The sequence below is a fragment of the Streptomyces nidicola genome (assembly GCF_050106155.1).
GTDB lineage: Bacteria > Actinomycetota > Actinomycetes > Streptomycetales > Streptomycetaceae > Streptomyces.
This window is the reverse complement of the sequence record NZ_JBNBPI010000001.1, coordinates 891453-908706: the sequence shown is the minus strand read 5'-3', so window position 1 is coordinate 908706 and position 17254 is coordinate 891453. Positions and strand designations below refer to the sequence as shown.

Here is a 17254-nt window from a genome sequence, read left to right as displayed (position 1 = left end):
AGGCCTCATCAGGAGGGACACCCCATGCTCATCGCCCTGAGCCAGCTCACCACCGGGCCCGACCCGGCCAAGAACCTCGACCTCATCGAGGAGCAGGCGCGGCGCGCGGCCGACGCGGGCGCCCGCGTCGTCGTCCTCCCCGAAGCGGCGATGGCCTGCTTCGGTACGCCGCTCGCCCCGCTCGCCCCGCTCGCCGAGCCGCTCGACGGGCCGTGGGCGAACCGGCTGCGGGCCATCGCCGAGGCGGCCGGCATCGTCGTCGTCGCCGGGATGTTCACCCCGGCCGACGACGGGCGGGTGACCAACACCCTGCTCGCGACGGGCCTGGGTGTCGAAGAGACCTACGACAAGATCCACCTCTATGACGCCTTCGGCTTCGCGGAGTCCAAGGGTGTCGCGCCCGGCACGCGGGTGGTCACCATCGACGTGGACGGTGTCCGCCTCGGCCTCGCGACCTGCTACGACGTGCGCTTCCCCGAACTCTTCCGGGCCCACGCCGACGCGGGCGCCGTCGGTACGCTGCTCCCCGCGTCCTGGGGCGCGGGCCCCGGCAAGCGCGAGCAGTGGGAACTCCTCGTACGGGCCCGGGCGTTGGACGCCACGGTCTGGGTCGCCGCGGTGGACCAGGCCGACCCGGCGGCGAGCGGCATCGACGTCAAGGGCACGGCCCCGACGGGTATCGGGCACAGCATGCTGGTCGGCCCGGACGGCACCGTGCGGGAGAGCCTGGGCGCCGAACCGGGCCTGATCGTTGCGGAGTTGGACGTCGCCGAGGTCGACCGGGTGCGCGAGAAGACGTCCGTGCTCGCCAACCGCAGGCTCGGGCGCGACGACACGGTGATCACCTACCCGAAGTGATCGGACGGGCCGGCCCAGGGACACCCTGGCCGGCCCGGTTCACCCAGTCCGGCCCGGTTCACCCCGCCAGCAGTACCTTCAGCGTCGACTCCAAGTGGCTGTCGATCGCCGCGCCCACCGCGTCCGCGTCGCCCGCGGCGAGCGCGTCCAGGATCGTCTTGTGCTCGTCGATGACCGACTTCTGCCGTCCGCTCTGGTTGTACAACGCCACGACACCCGCGCGTACTTGGCGGCTGCGCAGCCCGTCGTAGTGGCGGTCCAGAAGGCCGTTTCCGACGGCCGAGACGATCGTCGCGTGGAAGCGGTGGTCGATGGCGATGAACTCCTTGGCGTCGTCGGGCCCGCTCAACCCGCGCTGCCGCTCGAGGAGTTCACCGAGTTCCTCCAGCGGCACCCGGTCCGCCTTGATGACCTGCTCCGCCGCGTACCGTTCCACCATGCCGCGCAGCTCCATCAGCTCCGTGATCTGCCGCCCCGTCAGCCGGGAGACGCGCGCGCCGCGCCGGGGCACCATCTCGACGAGGTCCTCGGCGGCGAGCAGCAGCAGGGCCTCGCGGATGGGGGTGCGGGAGACGCCGATGCGGTCGGCGATCTCCTGCTCGGAGAGGAACTCGCCCTGCATCTCCGGGTCGGTGAGCACCGTCCCCTTGAGGTAGGCGTACGCCTTCTCCCGACCGGACGTCGCCATGTGAGCTCCCGTGGACCGTAATTCTGGATCGCATACAACTTGTATACGGAAGTTACCACGGGGTGGGGGAGAAGTGGCCGATCGCTACTCGGCGACCCCGTCGCGGGTGCGCTGGTAGTGGCGCCTCGCCTTCATCCGGTTTCCGCAGACCGCCATGGAGCACCAGCGGGCCCGGTTGGTCTTGCTGCGGTCGAGGAGGAACAGGCGGCACTCCGGGTTGGCGCACGGACGCAGCCGGCCGGGCTTCGCCTCCTGCAGCGCGCTCCATGCCAGGACCGCCTCCACGGCCGGACGGCGCTCCGCGGGCACGTCGAGTTCCCAGGTCACGCCGTCGGGGGAGAGGTGCGGCCGGGAGCGTACGCCCTCCAGGATCGGTTCCAGTGACGTGGCCGGCAGGTCGCCGCGCACCACCTCCTGCAGGGCGTCGCGCGCCTGCATCAGGTGTCTCAGCTCCCGGGGGCTGCCGCTGCCGCCGTGCGCCTGCTGCCACGCCTTGGCGGTTTCGCGGTCGGCCAGCTCGTCCGTAGGCGTTCCGTTGATCACCGGTGTGGTGTTGAGGAGTTCCAGCAGTGTGTCCTGCTGCCCGGGGTCGATCACTGCAGTACCTCCTGTCCGGCGTCGAGTTCGCCTGCAGATTACTTGCCGCGAAGGTGCGGCACCGCCTTCCATCCAAGTCTAACCGCTTAAAGCGCATTGACTGGTTATCCCGGGCGTGCTCCACTGTGCCTGTAACCGGTAAAGCTCGAAAGAGGGGTTAGGTCGATGTCCTTCACGGTCCACCACCGCACCGCCACCATCAACGGTCTCGACGTCTTCTACCGGGAGGCGGGGGATCCGAAGGCGCCCGCCGTCGTCCTCCTGCACGGCTTTCCGACCAGCTCGCACATGTTCCGCAACCTGATCCCGGCACTCGCCGACCGGTATCACGTGATCGCGCCCGACCACATCGGGTTCGGGCAGTCCGCGATGCCCGCGTTGCGGGACTTCCCGTACACCTTCGGGGCGCTCGCCGATGTCACGGCCGGCCTGCTCCAGCACCTGGGCATCGACCGGTTCGCGATCTACGTGCAGGACTACGGCGCCCCGATCGGCTGGCGGCTCGCCCTGCAGGCCCCGGAGCGGATCACCGCGGTCATCACGCAGAACGGCAACGCCTACGAGGAGGGCTTCGTCCGGCCGTTCTGGGACGGTCTGTTCGCCTACGCCGCGGCGCCGGGGCCGGACACCGAAAAGCCCGTGCGCGCCGCGCTGACGCCGGAGGCCGTCCGCTGGCAGTACGTGACCGGGGTGGCCGATCCGAGCGTGGTCAGCCCCGACAACTGGGTCCACGACCAGGCGCTCCTGGACCGCCCGGGCAACGACGAGATCCAGCTCAAGCTCTTCCGCGAATACCCCACCAACGTCGACCTCTACCCGGCCGTCCACCAGTACTTCCGCGACTCCCAGGTCCCGCTGCTCGCGGTCTGGGGCGCGGGCGACGAGATCTTCGGACCCGACGGCGCCAGGGCCTTCGGGCGTGACCTCCCCGACGCCGAGATCCATCTGCTCGACGCGGGACACTTCGCCCTGGAGAGCCGCCTCGATGAGGTCACGGAGCACATCCGTGGATTCCTCGCCCGGGTCCTGGAGCGGAGCCGGGTCGGTGCCTAGTACTGCAGCGGTGCTTGTCGTGACTGGTGGCCAGGTCAGGGACTGTGTCCGCGTCGTTTGTAGTGACTGGTGCGGGCCTGGTGTTGTCGACGGCGTCGCCAGGTCGACCAGTGGAGGATGTGCTCGACGGGTCTGGGCCGGCGGTCGGTGAGCCGGCTGATCAGCCGTCGTATCTCGGCGAGGCTGAGGTGGATGAGCTGGGAGGATCCGTTTCTGCTTTCCCGGCATCCAGCTCCCGGGCTCGCAGAACGGTGAGGCAGGCGTGGGCGGCCATGGCGAGGGTCATGTGGCGGTGCCAGCCGGGGTAGCGGCGAACTTGGTAGTCGTCCAGACCGCATTCCTGCTTGGCGCTTTGGAAGCATTCCTCGATGGCCCACCGGCTGCCCGCGACGCGGATCAGCTCATCAAGCGTGGTCTCGGCGGGGCAGTAGGCGATGTAGTAGGAGATCTCCTGCGGGCGGGCAACGCTGCGGCGGGCGATGACCCAGTGGCGGCGGTCGGGCCGGTGCCAGGGCCGGACCTCGACGCGTGCCCAGTCGTAGATCCGCGGGCCGTGAGCCCCGCTGCCGCAGGAACGGCGCTTCCATTTCTGCCGGGCAAGGCCGTTGAACAGCTCGTGGACGGGATGGTCGAGTGCCCAGCGGGTGACCACGGTGTCGTGCCGGGTGGTGGCCATGACGTGGAAGACGCCCGCCCGTTCCAGCTCCGACCTCCAGCCTTTGCTGAACCCGTAGGCGGCATCCCCGGTCACCCACCGGAACGGGATCTGGTCCGCGATGGCGCGGCGGACCATTGCCTTGGCCATGGCCACCTTCGTCTCGAAGACGACCTCATCAGTGATGCCGGCCCGGCGGCACCTTGCGCGGCCGTCGGTCCAGGAGGTCGGCAGATACAGACGCCGGTCGATCAGTGTCCGCCCGCGGTCGGTTGCATAGGCGAGGAAGACGCCGACCTGGCAGTTCTCCGTTCGCCCGGCGGTGCCGGAGTACTGCCGCTGTACCCCGGCCGACCGCGTCCCCTTCTTCAAGAAGCCCGTGTCGTCCACGACCAGGACCGCGTCCCGGCTACCGAGGTTGTCGACCACGTACTGACGCACGTCATCGAGGACCTCATCGGCATCCCACTCGATCCGGTTCAGCATCCGGTGGATGCGGTCCGGACCTGCGTGGCCGGCCTCCTCTGCCAGCGTCCAGCCGTTCTTCCGCTGCAAGGGAGCGATCAAGCCCCGCATATAGGCCAGTGCCGACTCCCGAGGCTCCGACCTGCTGAAACGGTGCACGAACCGCCCATGCACAGCTTCCAGTTCACCCGCCCACAACCTGACATCAGTGAGGTCCCCACCCATAACCACACCAACGACCAACCTGGCCACCAGTCACAGCAAGCACCGTTGCAGTACTAGGGCCTGTCGTTTGGATCAGGCCGGGCTCGCGGGCCCTGGCACGCACGCTCGCGGCGTTGTCGTCGGTCGACGACGCTCCGCGTCGCCTCCCTCCTCCGCCTTGCGATCGCACGCACCAGACCCCGCTCCCTGATCCGGCCTGATCCAAACGACAGACCCTAGGCCCGCGGAATCGTGAGGCGGAACTGGGCGCCGCCGCCGGGCGCGGGTTCGGCGACGAGGGCGGCGTGGTGGGCGTGCGCGATCTGGCGGGCCATGGCGAGGCCGAGTCCTGACCCGGGCAGGGCGCGGGCGCTGCGGGCGCGGTAGAAGCGGTCGAAGACGTAGGGCAGGTCCTGTTCGGAGATGCCGGGGCCGTGGTCGCGGACGGTCAGCTCCAGGGTGTCCGACACGGAGGTGAGCGTGACCTCGACAGGGCGGCCCGGCGGGCTGAACTTGGCCGCGTTGTCCAGCAGGCTCGACAGAAGGCGTGACAGCCGAGCCGGCACACCTGCGACGGTGGCGGTGCCTGCCTCGGGGGCGATCGACAGGGTGAGCGGGGTGGCCGGCCAGTGGCCGCGCGCCGTCTCGACGGTGTGCGTCACGATGTCCGCGAGACGCACCTCCTCGATCAGCGGGTCCGGTTCCTCGTTCCGGGCCAGCTCGACGAGGTCGTTGACGAGGAGAGTGACCTCGCGCAGTTGGCGGCTCAGCGCCCCGGCCGCGCGCTCGCGCTGGGCGTCGCTGAGGCGTGAACTCCTGGTCAACAGCTCGGCGTTGGTGCGCAGCGCGGTCAGCGGGGTGCGCAGTTCGTGGGAGGCGTCGGCGACCAGACGGCGCTGCGCGCCGATGGACTTCTCCAACTCGTCGAGCATGGTGTTGAAGGAGGCGGCGAGCCGGGTGATCTCGTCGTCCTGGCCCGCGCGTTCCGGCGGCAGCTCGATGCGGTGCCGGGCGTCGCGCGTGGCGGCGATGCGTTCGGCCGTGGCGGTGAGCCGGCCGACCGGCGCGAGTCCCGTACGCGAGACCCAGGCGCCCAGGGCGCCGGCCAGTAGCACACCGGCCACGCCCATGCCGCCGAGCAGCACCGCGGCCTGACGCACACCCCGGTCCACGGTGTCGGCCCGCATGGCGACTTGGAGGGCGCGCCCCTCGGGCAGCGGTGTCGTGAGCATCCTCGCCCGGTGGCCGGCCAGCCTCAACTCGCTGTAGTACGGCCCCCGTTCGCCGGAGGCCACCTCGCGTGTGGAGTGGGTGACCGGGAGCAGGTACGGCTGCGCCGGGTCGTCGTCCGGCCGCGCGGGGACCAGCTGCGCGCAGGCCGGGGCCGCGAGGTAGCGGCACTGTCCCTGCACGACACCCGAGGGCTCGTGGCCGTACTGCTGGGTGGCAAGCCGAGCGGACTGTGTCAGGTGCAGGTCGAGCTGGTGCAGCAGCTGATGGCGGATCACCACGAAGCTGCCGGCGCACAGGCCGACGGCCACGGCGGCCACCGCCGCGGAGGCGGCGAGGGTCAGCCGGGTGCGCAGGGGGCGGCGGCGCATCCAGCGGGCATGTCTGCGCCCGCCCTTCGGTAGCGGCCGGGCCCGCGGTTCCGTGCTCTGGGGTTCGGTGCTCTGGGGTTCAGTGCTCACGCCAGGTCCAGCCGGTAGCCGATGCCGTGTGCCGTGTGGACGAGCCGTGGTTCGCCGTCGGCCTCCAGTTTGCGGCGCAGATACCCGACGTAGACGGCGAGGGAGTTGGAGTCGGGGCCGAAGTCGCGGCCCCACACCCGCTCCATGATCGTCTCGCGGGGGAGTACCTGCCCGGGGTGGCGCAGCAGCAGCTCGAGCAGGGAGAACTCGGTGCGGCTGAACTCGATGACGCGTGTCCCGCGCCGCCCGCTGCGGCTGGCCGGGTCGACGACGAGGTCGGCGAAGCCCAGCGTCGTCGCCGACTCCTCGGGCGCGGCGCTGCGCCGCAGCAGCGCCCGGATCCGTGCCACCAGCTCGTCGAGCGCGAACGGTTTGACCAGGTAGTCGTCGGCCCCCGCCTCCAGACCGTCCACCCGCTCGCTCACCGAGCCCAGCGCCGTGAGCACCAGGACCGGCGTGCGATCGCCGAGCGCCCGCAGGCGGCGGCAGACCGCGAGGCCGTCCATGCCCGGGAGCATGACGTCGAGCACCATGGCGTCCGGCTCCCAGGCGGCGAGGGCCGAGAGCGCCGCGAGGCCGTCCTCCGCCCCGCGTACTTCGTAGCCCTCGACCGCGAGTCCGTCCTCGACGGCGTACCGCACCTCCGGCTCGTCGTCCACCACCAGAACCTTCGGTGCGCTCGTGCACCCGTCAGCCGCGTTCATGGGAACAGCCTGCCAAAACCTGGTCTTAGAACATTCTTAGAGCGCGTCAGCAGTGTGTCGGCCATGAGGACACAGCGAACATCCCATGGCCGGCTGTCGGTGGTGATCGGCGCGGGCGGCACGGGCGGACACATCTACCCGGGGCTCGCGCTCGCGGACGCGCTGCGGCGGGCCGTGCCCGACGCCGAGATCTCCTTCGTCGGCACCGAGCGCGGCCTGGAGACCCGGCTCATCCCGGAGGCCGGTTACCGCCTGCACACCGTCGACATGATCCCCTTCGATCCGTCGCTCGGTGCCCGGCGGTTCCTGCTGCCCGCCGCGCTGGTCAAGTCCGGCGCCCAGGCCAAGTCGGTGCTGCGTGCGCAGCGGGCACAGGTCGCCGTCGGCATGGGCGGGTACCCGAGCGCCCCGGTGATCGTAGGGGCGCGGATGGCCGGGCTGCCCAGCGTCATCCACGAATCCAACGCGGTGCCCGGGCGGGCCAACCGCTTCGCCGCCCTGCTCACCGACCAGATCACGCTGGCCTTCGAGGAGAGCCGGGCGCATCTCGCCGGCAGCCGGCACGCCGACGTCGTGGGCATGCCGATCGCCTCGGAACTCGCCGCGCTGGACCGGCCCCGGCTGCGCGACGACGCCCGGCGGGCCCTGGGGGTCCCCGCCCACGGACGGCTCCTGCTGGTCAACGGGGGCAGCCTCGGCGCCGCCCGGCTCACCGCGGCCGCCGCCGACCTCGCCCGCCGCTGGCAGGACCGCACCGGCGTCCACCTGCTGATCAAGACAGGCCCCGCCGCGCTGGAGGACATCCGCCGACGGCTCGTCGAGACCGGCGCGGACCGCGTGGCGACCGCCGTGCCCTACCTCGACCGCATGGACCTGGCGTACGCGGCCGCCGACCTGGCCGTCTGCCGTGCCGGTTCCGCGACCGTCGCCGAACTCGCCGCCACCCGCACCCCCGCCGTCCTGGTGCCCTACCCCTATGCGCCGGGTGACCACCAGACCCACAACGCGCGGGTCCTCACCGACGTCGGCGCGGGACTCCTGCTGCCCGACGCGGACACGGACGCCGCAGCCCTGGCCGCTCTCGTCGAGCCACTGCTGGCCGAACCGTCCCGGCTGCCCGCCATGTCGGCCGCCGCGCACCCCGGCCGGCACGGGCAGGCGGCCGACCTGCTGGCCGCCCACGTCCTGCGCCTGGCCGGCCGCCCCAGCACCCACCCCACCACCCTTCCCACACCTCACACGGAGATCGCCATATGACCACCAACACCCGCGCCGCTGCCGCCGACTTCGACTGGACCGGCCGCACCGTGCTCGTCACCGGAGCCGAAGGTTTCATCGGTTCCACCCTCGTCGACCTCCTCGTCGCCCGCGGGGCGAAGGTCCGCGCCTTCGTCCACTACAAGCCGTACGGCGAAAAGGGCAACCTCGCCCCCTACCTCGGCGCCACCAACGGCCCCGTCGAGATGATCGCCGGTGACGTCCGGGACGCGGGCCGGGTCATGGACGCCCTCGAGGGCTGCGACACCGTCTTCCACCTCGCCGCGCTCATCGGCATCCCCTACAGCTACGACTCGCCCGGCGCGTACGTGCAGACCAACGTCGTCGGCACCGAGAACGTGGCCGAGGCCTGCCGCAGGCACCAGGTGCGCCGCCTGGTCCACACCTCCACGAGCGAGGTCTACGGCACCGCCCTCACCGCCCCGATCAGCGAGGCCCACCCGCTCCAGCCGCAGTCCCCGTACTCCGCCTCGAAGATCGGCGCGGACATGATGGCCCTGTCGCACTGGCACGCCTTCGAGCTGCCGGTGACGGTGGTGCGCCCGTTCAACACGTACGGCCCCCGGCAGTCGGCCCGCGCCGTCATCCCCACCATCCTCGCCCAACTGCACGCCGGGCGACGTCAGATCAAGCTCGGCTCCCTCACGCCCACGCGGGACTTCACCTACGTCACCGACACCGCGCGCGGCTTCCTGGCCATGGCCGCCTGCGACGCGGCCCTGGGCCACAGCGTCAACCTCGGCACCGGCCAGGAGATCGCCATCGGGGACCTCGCCAAGGCACTGATCAACGCCTCGGGCCGGGACGCCGAGGTCGTCGTCGACCGGAGCCGGCTGCGCCCCTCGGGCAGCGAGGTGCACCGCCTGCTGTCCGACAACTCCCGCGCCCGGGATTGGGCTGGGTGGGAGCCGGAGGTCACGCTGGACGAGGGACTGCGCCGCACCTCCGACTGGGTCGCGGAGAACCCGCACCTGTTCGCGGCCGACCGCTACCAGGTCTGACCGACGGATCGGGAGACGGCCGACGCCAGGTCCGGCCGGCAGGTCAGGAGGCGGCCGACGCCGAAGTGCCGGGGGCCGGGACGACACTGAGGCCACGGTGGCGGATCCGGTCACGGCCCCACTCTCCGAGCGGCAGCAGCGCCTCGTTGAGTGCCGCGCCCGACTCGGTCAGCGAGTACTCCACCTTCGGCGGCACCTGTGCGTACACCGTGCGGAGCACGAGGCCGTCCTCTTCCATCTGGCGCAGATGCTGGGTCAGCATCTTCTCGCTCACGCCCGTCAGCGCACGGCGCAGTTCGGCGAAGCGCCGGACGCCGTGCGCGTGCAGCTCCCAGAGGACGAGGCCCTTCCACTTTCCGCTGACGACGTCGAGTGCGGCGTCGATGCCGCAGATATAAGGGCCGTTGCGGGGCGCCTTCGCCATGTCCTGCAGCCTCCGGTCTCTGCTTGCTCACAAAGCTTGCTTACATAAAGGTAAGTACCGCAGTAAATAGTGGGTACTTCCGCGACGATACCGCCCTGCGCAGCATGGTCGTCGTGTCCGAACCCACAAGAAAACCAGTCCAGTTGACCGACGTCAGCATGCTCGGCCTCGGCGCGATGGGCAGCGCGCTGGCGGCCGCGCTGCTCGACGCCGGCCGTTCCGTGACCGTCTGGAACCGAACCCCTGACCGTGCCGCAGAGTCGACGACCCGCGGAGCCCGCGGCGCGGACTCGGTCCGCGAGGCCGTGACGGCGAGCCCGGTCGTCGTCGCCTGCCTGCTCAAGTACGACTCGGTCCGGGACACCCTCGGCCCGGTCGCCGGCGAGCTGCGCGGTCGCACCCTGCTCAACGTCACGACCACCACACCGAACGAGTCCCGCCAACTCGCCGCCTGGGCGGCCGAGTTCGGCATCACCTACCTCGACGGCGCCATCATGGCCGTACCCGCCATGATCGGAACCCGTGAGGGCCAGATCTTCTACAGCGGCTCACGGACCGCGTACGACACCCTCCGGCCGACCCTCGACATCTGGGCCACGAGCGAGTTCCACGGCGAGGACGCCGGCCGGGCGTCTCTGGTGGACCTGGCGATGCTGTCGGGGATGTACCAGATGTTCGCGGGCTTCCTCCACGGTGCGGCGATGGTCGCCCCCATGGGGATGAGCGCGTCCGAATTCGCCGCCCGGCAGGGCCCCTTCCTGGTCGCCATGGCCCAGGGGCTCGCCGGCTTCGCGGAGGTCGTCGACGGCGGCGATTACACCGTCGCCGGACAGCAGAGCCTGGACTTCTCCGACCTGTCGCACATCGTGCGGGCCAGCGAGGAGGAGGACGTCGACCCCGCCCCGATCGCCATGGTGCAGGCGCTGATCAGCCGACAGATCGACGCGGGCCACGGCCGGGAGGGGTTCGCGCGGATCTACGAGAGCCTGCGCGCCACCACCCGCCCAACCGCCCGCCCCGAGGAAGGAACCGCAGCATGAGTCCCACCCCCGTCACCCTGATCGGTCTCGGTCCGATGGGCCGGGCCATGGTCCGGGCGCTGCTCGCGGACGGCCACCCCGTGACCGTCTGGAACCGCACCGCGGCCCGCGCCGACGGCCTCGTGTCCGAAGGCGCCACTCTGGCCGCCTCGCCCGGCGACGCGGTCGCCGCGAGCGAACTGGTGATCCTCAGCCTCACCGACTACCAGGCGATGTACGACATCCTCGGCGGCGCGACCGCGGCGCTGGCAGGACGCACGATCGTCAACCTGAGCTCGGACACCCCCGACCGGGCCCGCGAGGCCGCGGCCTGGGCGGCGTCGCACGGGGCGAAGTTCCTGACCGGCGGGGTGATGGTGCCCGCGGAGATGGTGGGGACCGATGCGGCGTACGTGTACTACAGCGGACCGCCCGAGGTCCTCGAGGCGCACCGCCCGGCGCTGGCCCGCATCGGAGCCCCGCGCCATCTCGGCGAGGACGCGGGCCTGGCGCAGCTGATGTACCTCGCACACCTCGACGTGTTCCTGACGAGCCTGTCGGCGCTGCTGCACGCCACCGCGCTGCTCGGCTCGGCCGGGATGTCCGCGGCGGAGGCGGTCCCGGAGCTGATGTCGACGCTGACCGGCATCGCGGCCATGATCGAGGCCGGCGGGGACATCGGCGCGCAGATCGACGCCGGTGAGCACCCGGGCCACCTGAGCACGGTGACCATGATGGGCGCGACCGCGGACCACATCGCCGACGCCAGCGAGACCGCCGGGGTCGACCTCGCCCTTCCCCGCGCCGTCCAGGCGCACTACCGCCGCGCGATCGCCGACGGCCACGGGAAGGAGAACTGGACCCGCATCGTCGACGGCATCCGGGCCCCGCGAACGAAGGCGTAGTCGGGTCAACGGCCAGTGGGCTCCTCGCCGGCCAGGAACGGACGCAGCAGAGCGAGCAGGGCGTTCGGCCGGTGCAGCGGGATGATGTGGCCGCAGTCCTCGATGAGGTGCCCGGTGAGTTCGTCGGTGACCGGGCGGAGTTGGCGTTCCAGTGCCGGGCCGACCGGCTGCGCGCCGAGCGCCATCGTCGGCACCGTCAGGCGGGCCGTGGCCACCGCGTCCTCGATCTGCGCCGCGCTTTCAGGCATGGCCCGGTAGTACGAGAACGCGCAACTCAGCGCCTGACGGCCGGTGTACGCGCGGACGAAGGCATCCCTGACGGCGGGGCGCACCCCCTCGCCGAGGGTGCCGGCGTGCAGGAACCAGTCGACGTATTCGGCTTCATGGCCCTCCAGTACGGTCTCGGCCAGACCGGGCGCCGCGGAGTGGAAGCCGAACCACCACGGCGGACCGCCGGCGAGGAAGTCCTCGGCGCCGGGCAGCCCGCCCAGCAGGGACTCCATGACGACCAGGCGGCGGACGAGGTCGGGGCGGCGCAGGGCGAGGAGGAACGCCGGCGGGGTGCCGGCGTCGATGCCCACCACCGCGGCCGAGGACACACCGAGCGCACCGAGAAGCCCGGCGGCGTCCTCCGCCAGGGTGCCCGCGTCGTAACCGGATTCGGCCCTGCAGCTCGCTCCGAACCCGCGCAGGTCCGGTGCGATGACGCGGTGGCGGTCGGACAGGTCGGCCATGACGTCCGTCCACAGCTCCCAGGTGTGCGGGAAGCCGTGCAGCAGCAGGACGGCAGGTCCCGAACCGGCGAGGGCGACGTTGAGTTCGACACCGTTGACGGAGACGCGTCGGAGCTCGGGCACGGAGGGACTCCAAGGGGGTGAGGGCCGGGAGGGGCGGTCCGGGGTGGTGAGGACCGGGGAGGGGTGGTCCGAGGTGGTGAGGAATGGTGACAACCTCACGGTAGGGAACTAGCCTGATCCGCCCAAGACGGCACTTTCCCTTCAGGTGGTGAGCCCCAGGTGACCACGTCGAGATCCGGCGGACGCGAACAGCGGCGCAGTGGGAGCGGTGAGCGCGGTGTGCGCGGTGACCTGCTGGATCCGCTCTGCCCGACCCGCCGCTTGCTCGACCGCATCGGCACCAAGTGGACGTCCATGGTGGTCAAGGTGCTGGCCGAGCGGGCTCCGGGCGAGATCCGCTTCGCGGAGCTGCGGCGCCTCGCCCCCGGCATCTCGCAGAAGATGCTCTCCGTCACCCTGCAGAACCTGGCCCGCGACGGCCTGGTCGCGCGCCGCGTGGAACCCACTGTGCCGCCCGCTGTCCACTACCGGCTCACCGAGCTCGGCCTGTCCCTCGAAGGACCGCTCTCCGCGCTGCGGGTCTGGGCCGAGACGCACATGCCGGAGATCGACCGCAACAACCAGCTCGCCGACGAGTCGTCGCCCGGTTAGCCACCGGCACCCGTGAGGCATCATCGGGGCCATGAGACATCCGCATCTGGCGAGTACCGAGGCGGCTGTGGTCGCGGTGCGCGAGGTTGCCCGGGAGTACGACCTCGAGGTGTCCGTCACCGAGGACATCGGCGCCGACCAGACGTCCCGCCGCACCTCTGCCGGGGTCTTCACCGTCCTCGACCCGGACGGCACGCTGCCGCACGAGGCGTACATCGACCTCGGGGGCTCTCCCGCGGTGTCCGTCCGGATCTTCCCGGACGACGACGCGAAGATCACGGTCGAGAACGTCGACTTCGACGACATCCCCCGAGACGCCGTCCCGGCGTTCCTGCGGTCCGTCTACGGCGGCCTGGCCCACGTCAAGCGAAGGCGGTTCCCTCCTGCCGTGTGGCTGATCGTGCCGCTGCCCGGTGACGACACCTACAAAGAGCTCATCCTGCCCAGTGCGCTCAGCCCTTGGCTCGCCCGCAACGTTCAGGAACGGAACACGCCATGAAGGCAGCGCAGTTCAGTCGGTTCGGCGGTCCCGAGGTGCTGGAGATCGTCGAGCTCCCCGATCCGCATCCGGGAGCAGGGGAGATCCGGATCGCGGTGCGCGCCGCCGGGGTGAACGCCGGCGACTGGATGAAGCGGCAGGGTCTGATGGACCAGGAGTTGCCCCAGACGATGGGGTACGAAGCCGCCGGGGTCGTCGACGAGATCGGGGACGGGGTCGTGGATGTCGCCGTCGGAGACCGGGTGTTCGGGTTCGGCGGTGACGGCGCCGCGCAGGCGGAGCGGGCCGTACTGTCCGCATGGGCGGCCATCCCCGCGTCGCTGGACTTCGCCGACGCCGCGGCCCTGCCCTCCTCGGTCGAGACCGCGGCGAGAGCCCTCGACCAGCTCGGCGTCCGCGGCGGCGGCACGCTCCTCATCAGCGGGGCGTCGGGCAGCGTCGGCAGCGCCGCCGTCCAACTCGCCGTCGCCCGCGGTGCGCGGGTGATCGGCACCGGCAGCCCCGCCACCCATGACCGGCTCCGCGAACTCGGCGCGGAACCCGTCGCGTACGGGGACGGCATGACCGACCGGGTCCGGGCCCTCGCGCCGAACGGCGTCGACCTGGCGCTGGACGTCGCCGGCAGCGGGATCCTGCCTGAGCTGATCGACCTCGCCGGCGGCGCGGACCGTGTCATCACCGTCGCGGACTTCGAGGGGGCGCAGCGGCACGGTGTGCGCTTCAGCCGTGGGGACTCCGGCCGCGCGGTCTACGCGCTGGGTCAGGTGGCCGAGTTGATCGCCGCGGGCCGGTTCACGCTCCCCGTCGGCCGGGCCTTCCCGTTGGCCGACGTCGCCGAGGCGCACCGGGTCGGGGAATCCGGCCAGGTACGCGGGAAGCTCGTCCTCCTGGTCTGACGTTCGCCGTTCGGGCGATTCGGGCGATGAGGTTTCCTCCCGGCCGGAGTCCTCCCTGCGTCACCGCGATCGCGGGACGACCGCCCAGGGAAGGACGACCCGTGACCACCACCCACACCCTCGACGTCGCCGGTGCACGTCTGCACTACGAAGTCCGTGGCGCAGGACCGCTGTTGCTGGTCATGGGATCGCCGATGGACGCGGAGGCGTTCGGTCCGCTGGCCGACGCGCTCGCGAGCGACCACACCGTCGTCACCCACGACCCGCGGGGCATCTCCGGCAGCCCCCTCGACGACCCCGGGCAGGACTCCACCCCCGAACTGCGGGCGGACGACGTCGCCGCGCTCCTGGACGCCCTCGGCGCGGACTCGGCCGACGTGTTCGGCAGCAGCGGCGGGGCGGTCACCGGGCTCGCCCTCGTCGCGCGGCACCCCGGGCGGGTGCGCACGCTCGTCGCGCACGAGCCGCCGCTGCTGGAGCTGCTCCCCGACGCCGCGGAGCAGCGCGCCGCGGCCGACGACATCGTCGAGACCTTCCACCGGGAGGGGGTGGGCGCGGCGTGGATGAAGTTCATGGCCAACGCCGGGTTCGACGTCGGCGGCGAGGACGCGGCGCCGGAGCCGCCGTCCGGGGAGCCGTCGGAGCCCTCAGAGCCCTCGGAACAGGAACTCGCCAACAGCGCCCGCTTCTTCGGCCACGAGCTGCGGGGCACCATCCGCCACGTACCCGACATCGCGGCGCTGACGGCGCCTCAGACCCGCGTCGTGGTCGGCATCGGCACCGCTTCGGCGGGCCTGATCACGGCCCGTACATCCAGGGCGCTGGCCGAACGCCTCGCAACTGCTCCGGTCGAATTCCCGGGCGACCACGGCGGATTCATCGAACTACCCAAGGAGTTCGCGGAGCGGCTGCGGGAGGTGCTGAGGCCCTAGGTGCGCTGTTCTGACGCGTTGGTGACGCGGCTGGGGCACCGGCCCGTTAACGATCAGTTCGAGCCAATTTCACCCAGTCGTTGACCAGTTCACTTTACCGACCTTTGACATTTCCTTGGGGTCACTTTTACGCTCGGCCGGGCGGTACGGATCTTGGTCGTACCGCTGTCCCCACCAATTGCGGAGGTCGACATGGAGAAGCTCGTCAAGAAGATGGCCCAGGACGCCAACTGGCAGGGCTGGGTCGCCGCCAACTCGGCGACGGCCGCCAAGGACGGCTGCATCAGTGCGGCCCCCAAGGCGGGCTGCATCAGCGCCGCCCCGAAGACCGGCTGCATCTCCTGAAGCAGGGCGCACCCGGTCGCATGATCACGGGCCGCGGCTGAACACCGGACCAGGTGACAGCGGTGGTCCCCCGGGCGGGCCGCGTACGGACCGACAGGGCCGGCCGCGGCCCGCCTCCGGGCGGCGTACGGGCGACAGCGAGCGCCCAGCCCCACCCCCCACACGTTCCCGACCCTCCGAGGACGACCATGGACGGTCAGCCGACGGCCGACGTCATAGAGCAGGTCAAGGACATACCGATCTACCGCGACTCCGTCGCGCGTGGCCACTTCCCCGTGCTGGAGAAGCCCGAGATCGCCCGCGGGTTCCCGGACAACTGGATGACGCCGCGACTGGAGGCCGCGCTCGCGGCCGGCGAGGCGGAGTACGTCCTGTCCACCGGCACCAACCACGCGCGGATGCAGCTCATCCGCCCTCCGTACTTCCTGCTCCGCTCCTACTACCGGCTGTGGAGCGAGCACCCCGACATCGCGCACACCTGGCGGGATGGCTGCCGACGCGCCTCCCTCACCACCGTCCTGGCGACCGAACACGTGGCCCGCGTCAACGCGAAGAAGCGCGGCGGGCAGGATGGTGGTGAGGGAGGCGACGGGGGTGCCCCGGATGCCGAACCCTCCCTCGAGGACCGGCGGTTGGACGAGCGCACCGTCTACCTCAACCTGCGGCTCGACCCCGCGCTGTGGGAGCGTTCCGATGTCGAGCGCATGCTCGGCGAGTTGCGCGAGATCGCCGCCTCGCACCCCGAGGGCCGCTACCACCTGGACTGCTCCGGCTACCACCTGGCGCACCTCGTGCGCCACACCGAGGATGCCGGACTGTGGGAGGACCCGGAGGCGTTCCCGCGACCGGCGAGCATCATCACGGCATACGAGTACACGCCGCGGAACGTGCGCCGCTTCCTGGAGAGCCGGTTCGACTGCCCGGTCGTCGACCTCTTCGGCAGCACCGAGCTCGGCTACCTCTTCTACAGCGACCGCAACGGCAGCTACCGCCCGTACCTGGAGGGGATGAGCGTCGAGCTCCTCCCCGTCGCCCCGGGCAGCACCCTCTACTCCCTCATTGTCACCAGTGTCCGCAACCCGCACATGCCGCTGGTCCGCTACCGCTCCGGCGACTGCGCCCGTACGCGGGACGGTTCGGCGGACCCCGAGAAGATCGTCTCGTTCTGCGGCCGGGAGAAGGAGCTCCTCGACGGTCCGGACGGGCCCGTCGCGGCGGGCGACCTGGACGAGCGGGTCGGCGCCGCCGCGCCCCGTATCTTCGTGCACCAACTGCTGCTGCCCCAGGGTGAGTTGGATGGAGTCGGGTCGCAGACGGCCGTGCTCCGCTGCACCACCTTCGACGGCAAGCCGCTCGGCACGGACGAGTCCGAAGCGCTGGGGCGCTCCGTCTCCGCGCTGACCGGGCGCGCCTGTCGCGTCGAACACCGGGACCACATCCCCATCGGCGCATCCGGCAAGTACGCGTGGCTGGCGAGGAGTTGAGGGGCCGCGGCCATGCGGGGCGGCGAAGTCCGGGACGTACCGGTGAAGCACTTGAGGGGAACGACGTGAACGACCAGAACAACACGGCCAACCAGCACGACCAGCACG

General features: G+C 71.3%; 19 protein-coding genes. 12 read left to right on the top strand and 7 right to left on the bottom strand.

Annotated elements, in window-relative coordinates; all coding sequences use genetic code 11:
• Window positions 1–24: 24 nt before the first annotated feature.
• Window positions 25–858: a carbon-nitrogen hydrolase family protein gene (locus ACOKM3_RS04295; protein ID WP_426897031.1), complete on the top strand. Its 834-nt coding sequence runs from the start codon at window positions 25–27 to the stop codon at window positions 856–858.
• Window positions 859–916: 58 nt separating this feature from the next.
• Here the strand turns inward: ACOKM3_RS04295 and ACOKM3_RS04290 are convergent, their stop codons facing one another.
• Complete coding sequence (locus tag ACOKM3_RS04290) at window positions 917–1546, bottom strand: GntR family transcriptional regulator (protein WP_426897029.1); 630 nt, start codon at window positions 1544–1546, stop codon at window positions 917–919.
• Window positions 1547–1630: 84 nt separating this feature from the next.
• Window positions 1631–2143 carry a CGNR zinc finger domain-containing protein gene (locus ACOKM3_RS04285; protein WP_426897027.1) on the bottom strand — a complete coding sequence of 171 codons (513 nt, stop codon included), beginning with the start codon at window positions 2141–2143 and terminating at the stop codon, window positions 1631–1633.
• Window positions 2144–2308: 165 nt separating this feature from the next.
• Here ACOKM3_RS04285 and ACOKM3_RS04280 point away from each other — a divergent pair, with 165 nt between their 5' ends.
• Window positions 2309–3196, top strand: a complete 888-nt coding sequence (locus ACOKM3_RS04280) for an alpha/beta fold hydrolase (protein ID WP_426897025.1) — start codon at window positions 2309–2311, stop codon at window positions 3194–3196.
• 160 nt (window positions 3197–3356) lie between these two features.
• On the opposite strand, the gene ACOKM3_RS04275 is transcribed toward ACOKM3_RS04280, so the two are convergent.
• The 3 genes from ACOKM3_RS04275 to ACOKM3_RS04265 form a co-directional block, all read right to left on the bottom strand.
• Window positions 3357–4541, bottom strand: a complete 1185-nt coding sequence (locus tag ACOKM3_RS04275) for an IS701 family transposase (RefSeq protein WP_426897024.1) — start codon at window positions 4539–4541, stop codon at window positions 3357–3359.
• A gap of 215 nt (window positions 4542–4756) precedes the next feature.
• Window positions 4757–6121, bottom strand: coding sequence for a sensor histidine kinase (locus tag ACOKM3_RS04270; RefSeq protein ID WP_426906699.1), 1365 nt, complete (start codon window positions 6119–6121; stop codon window positions 4757–4759).
• Window positions 6122–6207: 86 nt separating this feature from the next.
• Window positions 6208–6915 carry a response regulator transcription factor gene (locus ACOKM3_RS04265; RefSeq protein ID WP_426897022.1) on the bottom strand — a complete coding sequence of 236 codons (708 nt, stop codon included), beginning with the start codon at window positions 6913–6915 and terminating at the stop codon, window positions 6208–6210.
• Window positions 6916–6978: 63 nt separating this feature from the next.
• Here ACOKM3_RS04265 and ACOKM3_RS04260 point away from each other — a divergent pair, with 63 nt between their 5' ends.
• Both ACOKM3_RS04260 and ACOKM3_RS04255 read left to right on the top strand, forming a co-directional pair.
• On the top strand, window positions 6979–8172 hold the full coding sequence (locus ACOKM3_RS04260; protein WP_426897020.1) for a UDP-N-acetylglucosamine--N-acetylmuramyl-(pentapeptide) pyrophosphoryl-undecaprenol N-acetylglucosamine transferase: 1194 nt from the start codon (window positions 6979–6981) through the stop codon (window positions 8170–8172).
• Entirely contained in the window at window positions 8169–9194 is a 1026-nt protein-coding gene (locus tag ACOKM3_RS04255) for a GDP-mannose 4,6-dehydratase (RefSeq protein ID WP_426897018.1), read from the top strand. The genes ACOKM3_RS04260 and ACOKM3_RS04255 overlap by 4 nt, the downstream gene beginning before the upstream one ends.
• Before the next feature lie 43 nt (window positions 9195–9237).
• Here the strand turns inward: ACOKM3_RS04255 and ACOKM3_RS04250 are convergent, their stop codons facing one another.
• A complete protein-coding gene (locus ACOKM3_RS04250) occupies window positions 9238–9618 on the bottom strand; it encodes a winged helix-turn-helix transcriptional regulator (RefSeq protein ID WP_426897016.1) in 381 nt (126 codons plus the stop codon).
• Between the two features lie 113 nt (window positions 9619–9731).
• On the opposite strand from ACOKM3_RS04250, the gene ACOKM3_RS04245 reads away from it, so the two are divergent.
• Entirely contained in the window at window positions 9732–10658 is a 927-nt protein-coding gene (locus ACOKM3_RS04245; RefSeq protein WP_426897014.1) for an NAD(P)-dependent oxidoreductase, read from the top strand.
• Complete coding sequence (locus ACOKM3_RS04240) at window positions 10655–11542, top strand: NAD(P)-dependent oxidoreductase (protein WP_426897012.1); 888 nt, start codon at window positions 10655–10657, stop codon at window positions 11540–11542. Before ACOKM3_RS04245 ends, ACOKM3_RS04240 begins: the two co-directional genes overlap by 4 nt.
• 5 nt (window positions 11543–11547) lie before the next feature.
• On the opposite strand, the gene ACOKM3_RS04235 is transcribed toward ACOKM3_RS04240, so the two are convergent.
• Entirely contained in the window at window positions 11548–12399 is an 852-nt protein-coding gene (locus ACOKM3_RS04235; RefSeq protein ID WP_426897010.1) for an alpha/beta fold hydrolase, read from the bottom strand.
• A 159-nt stretch (window positions 12400–12558) separates the two neighbouring features.
• Between ACOKM3_RS04235 and ACOKM3_RS04230 the strand changes: the two genes are divergently transcribed.
• The 6 genes from ACOKM3_RS04230 (at window position 12559) to ACOKM3_RS04205 (ending at window position 17146) form a co-directional block, all read left to right on the top strand.
• Entirely contained in the window at window positions 12559–12990 is a 432-nt protein-coding gene (locus tag ACOKM3_RS04230) for a winged helix-turn-helix transcriptional regulator (protein WP_426897008.1), read from the top strand.
• A gap of 31 nt (window positions 12991–13021) precedes the next feature.
• Entirely contained in the window at window positions 13022–13489 is a 468-nt protein-coding gene (locus ACOKM3_RS04225) for a hypothetical protein (protein ID WP_426897006.1), read from the top strand.
• Window positions 13486–14385, top strand: a complete 900-nt coding sequence (locus ACOKM3_RS04220) for an NADP-dependent oxidoreductase (RefSeq protein ID WP_426897005.1) — start codon at window positions 13486–13488, stop codon at window positions 14383–14385. The genes ACOKM3_RS04225 and ACOKM3_RS04220 overlap by 4 nt, the downstream gene beginning before the upstream one ends.
• Window positions 14386–14486: 101 nt before the next feature.
• Window positions 14487–15317, top strand: a complete 831-nt coding sequence (locus ACOKM3_RS04215) for an alpha/beta fold hydrolase (RefSeq protein ID WP_426897003.1) — start codon at window positions 14487–14489, stop codon at window positions 15315–15317.
• Window positions 15318–15509: 192 nt separating this feature from the next.
• The gene (locus ACOKM3_RS04210; protein ID WP_266717401.1) at window positions 15510–15662 is read left to right on the top strand and encodes a hypothetical protein; all 153 of its coding nucleotides are present in this window, start codon (window positions 15510–15512) and stop codon (window positions 15660–15662) included.
• 188 nt (window positions 15663–15850) lie between these two features.
• A complete protein-coding gene (locus ACOKM3_RS04205; RefSeq protein ID WP_426897001.1) occupies window positions 15851–17146 on the top strand; it encodes a phenylacetate--CoA ligase family protein in 1296 nt (431 codons plus the stop codon).
• Window positions 17147–17254: the final 108 nt, after the last annotated feature.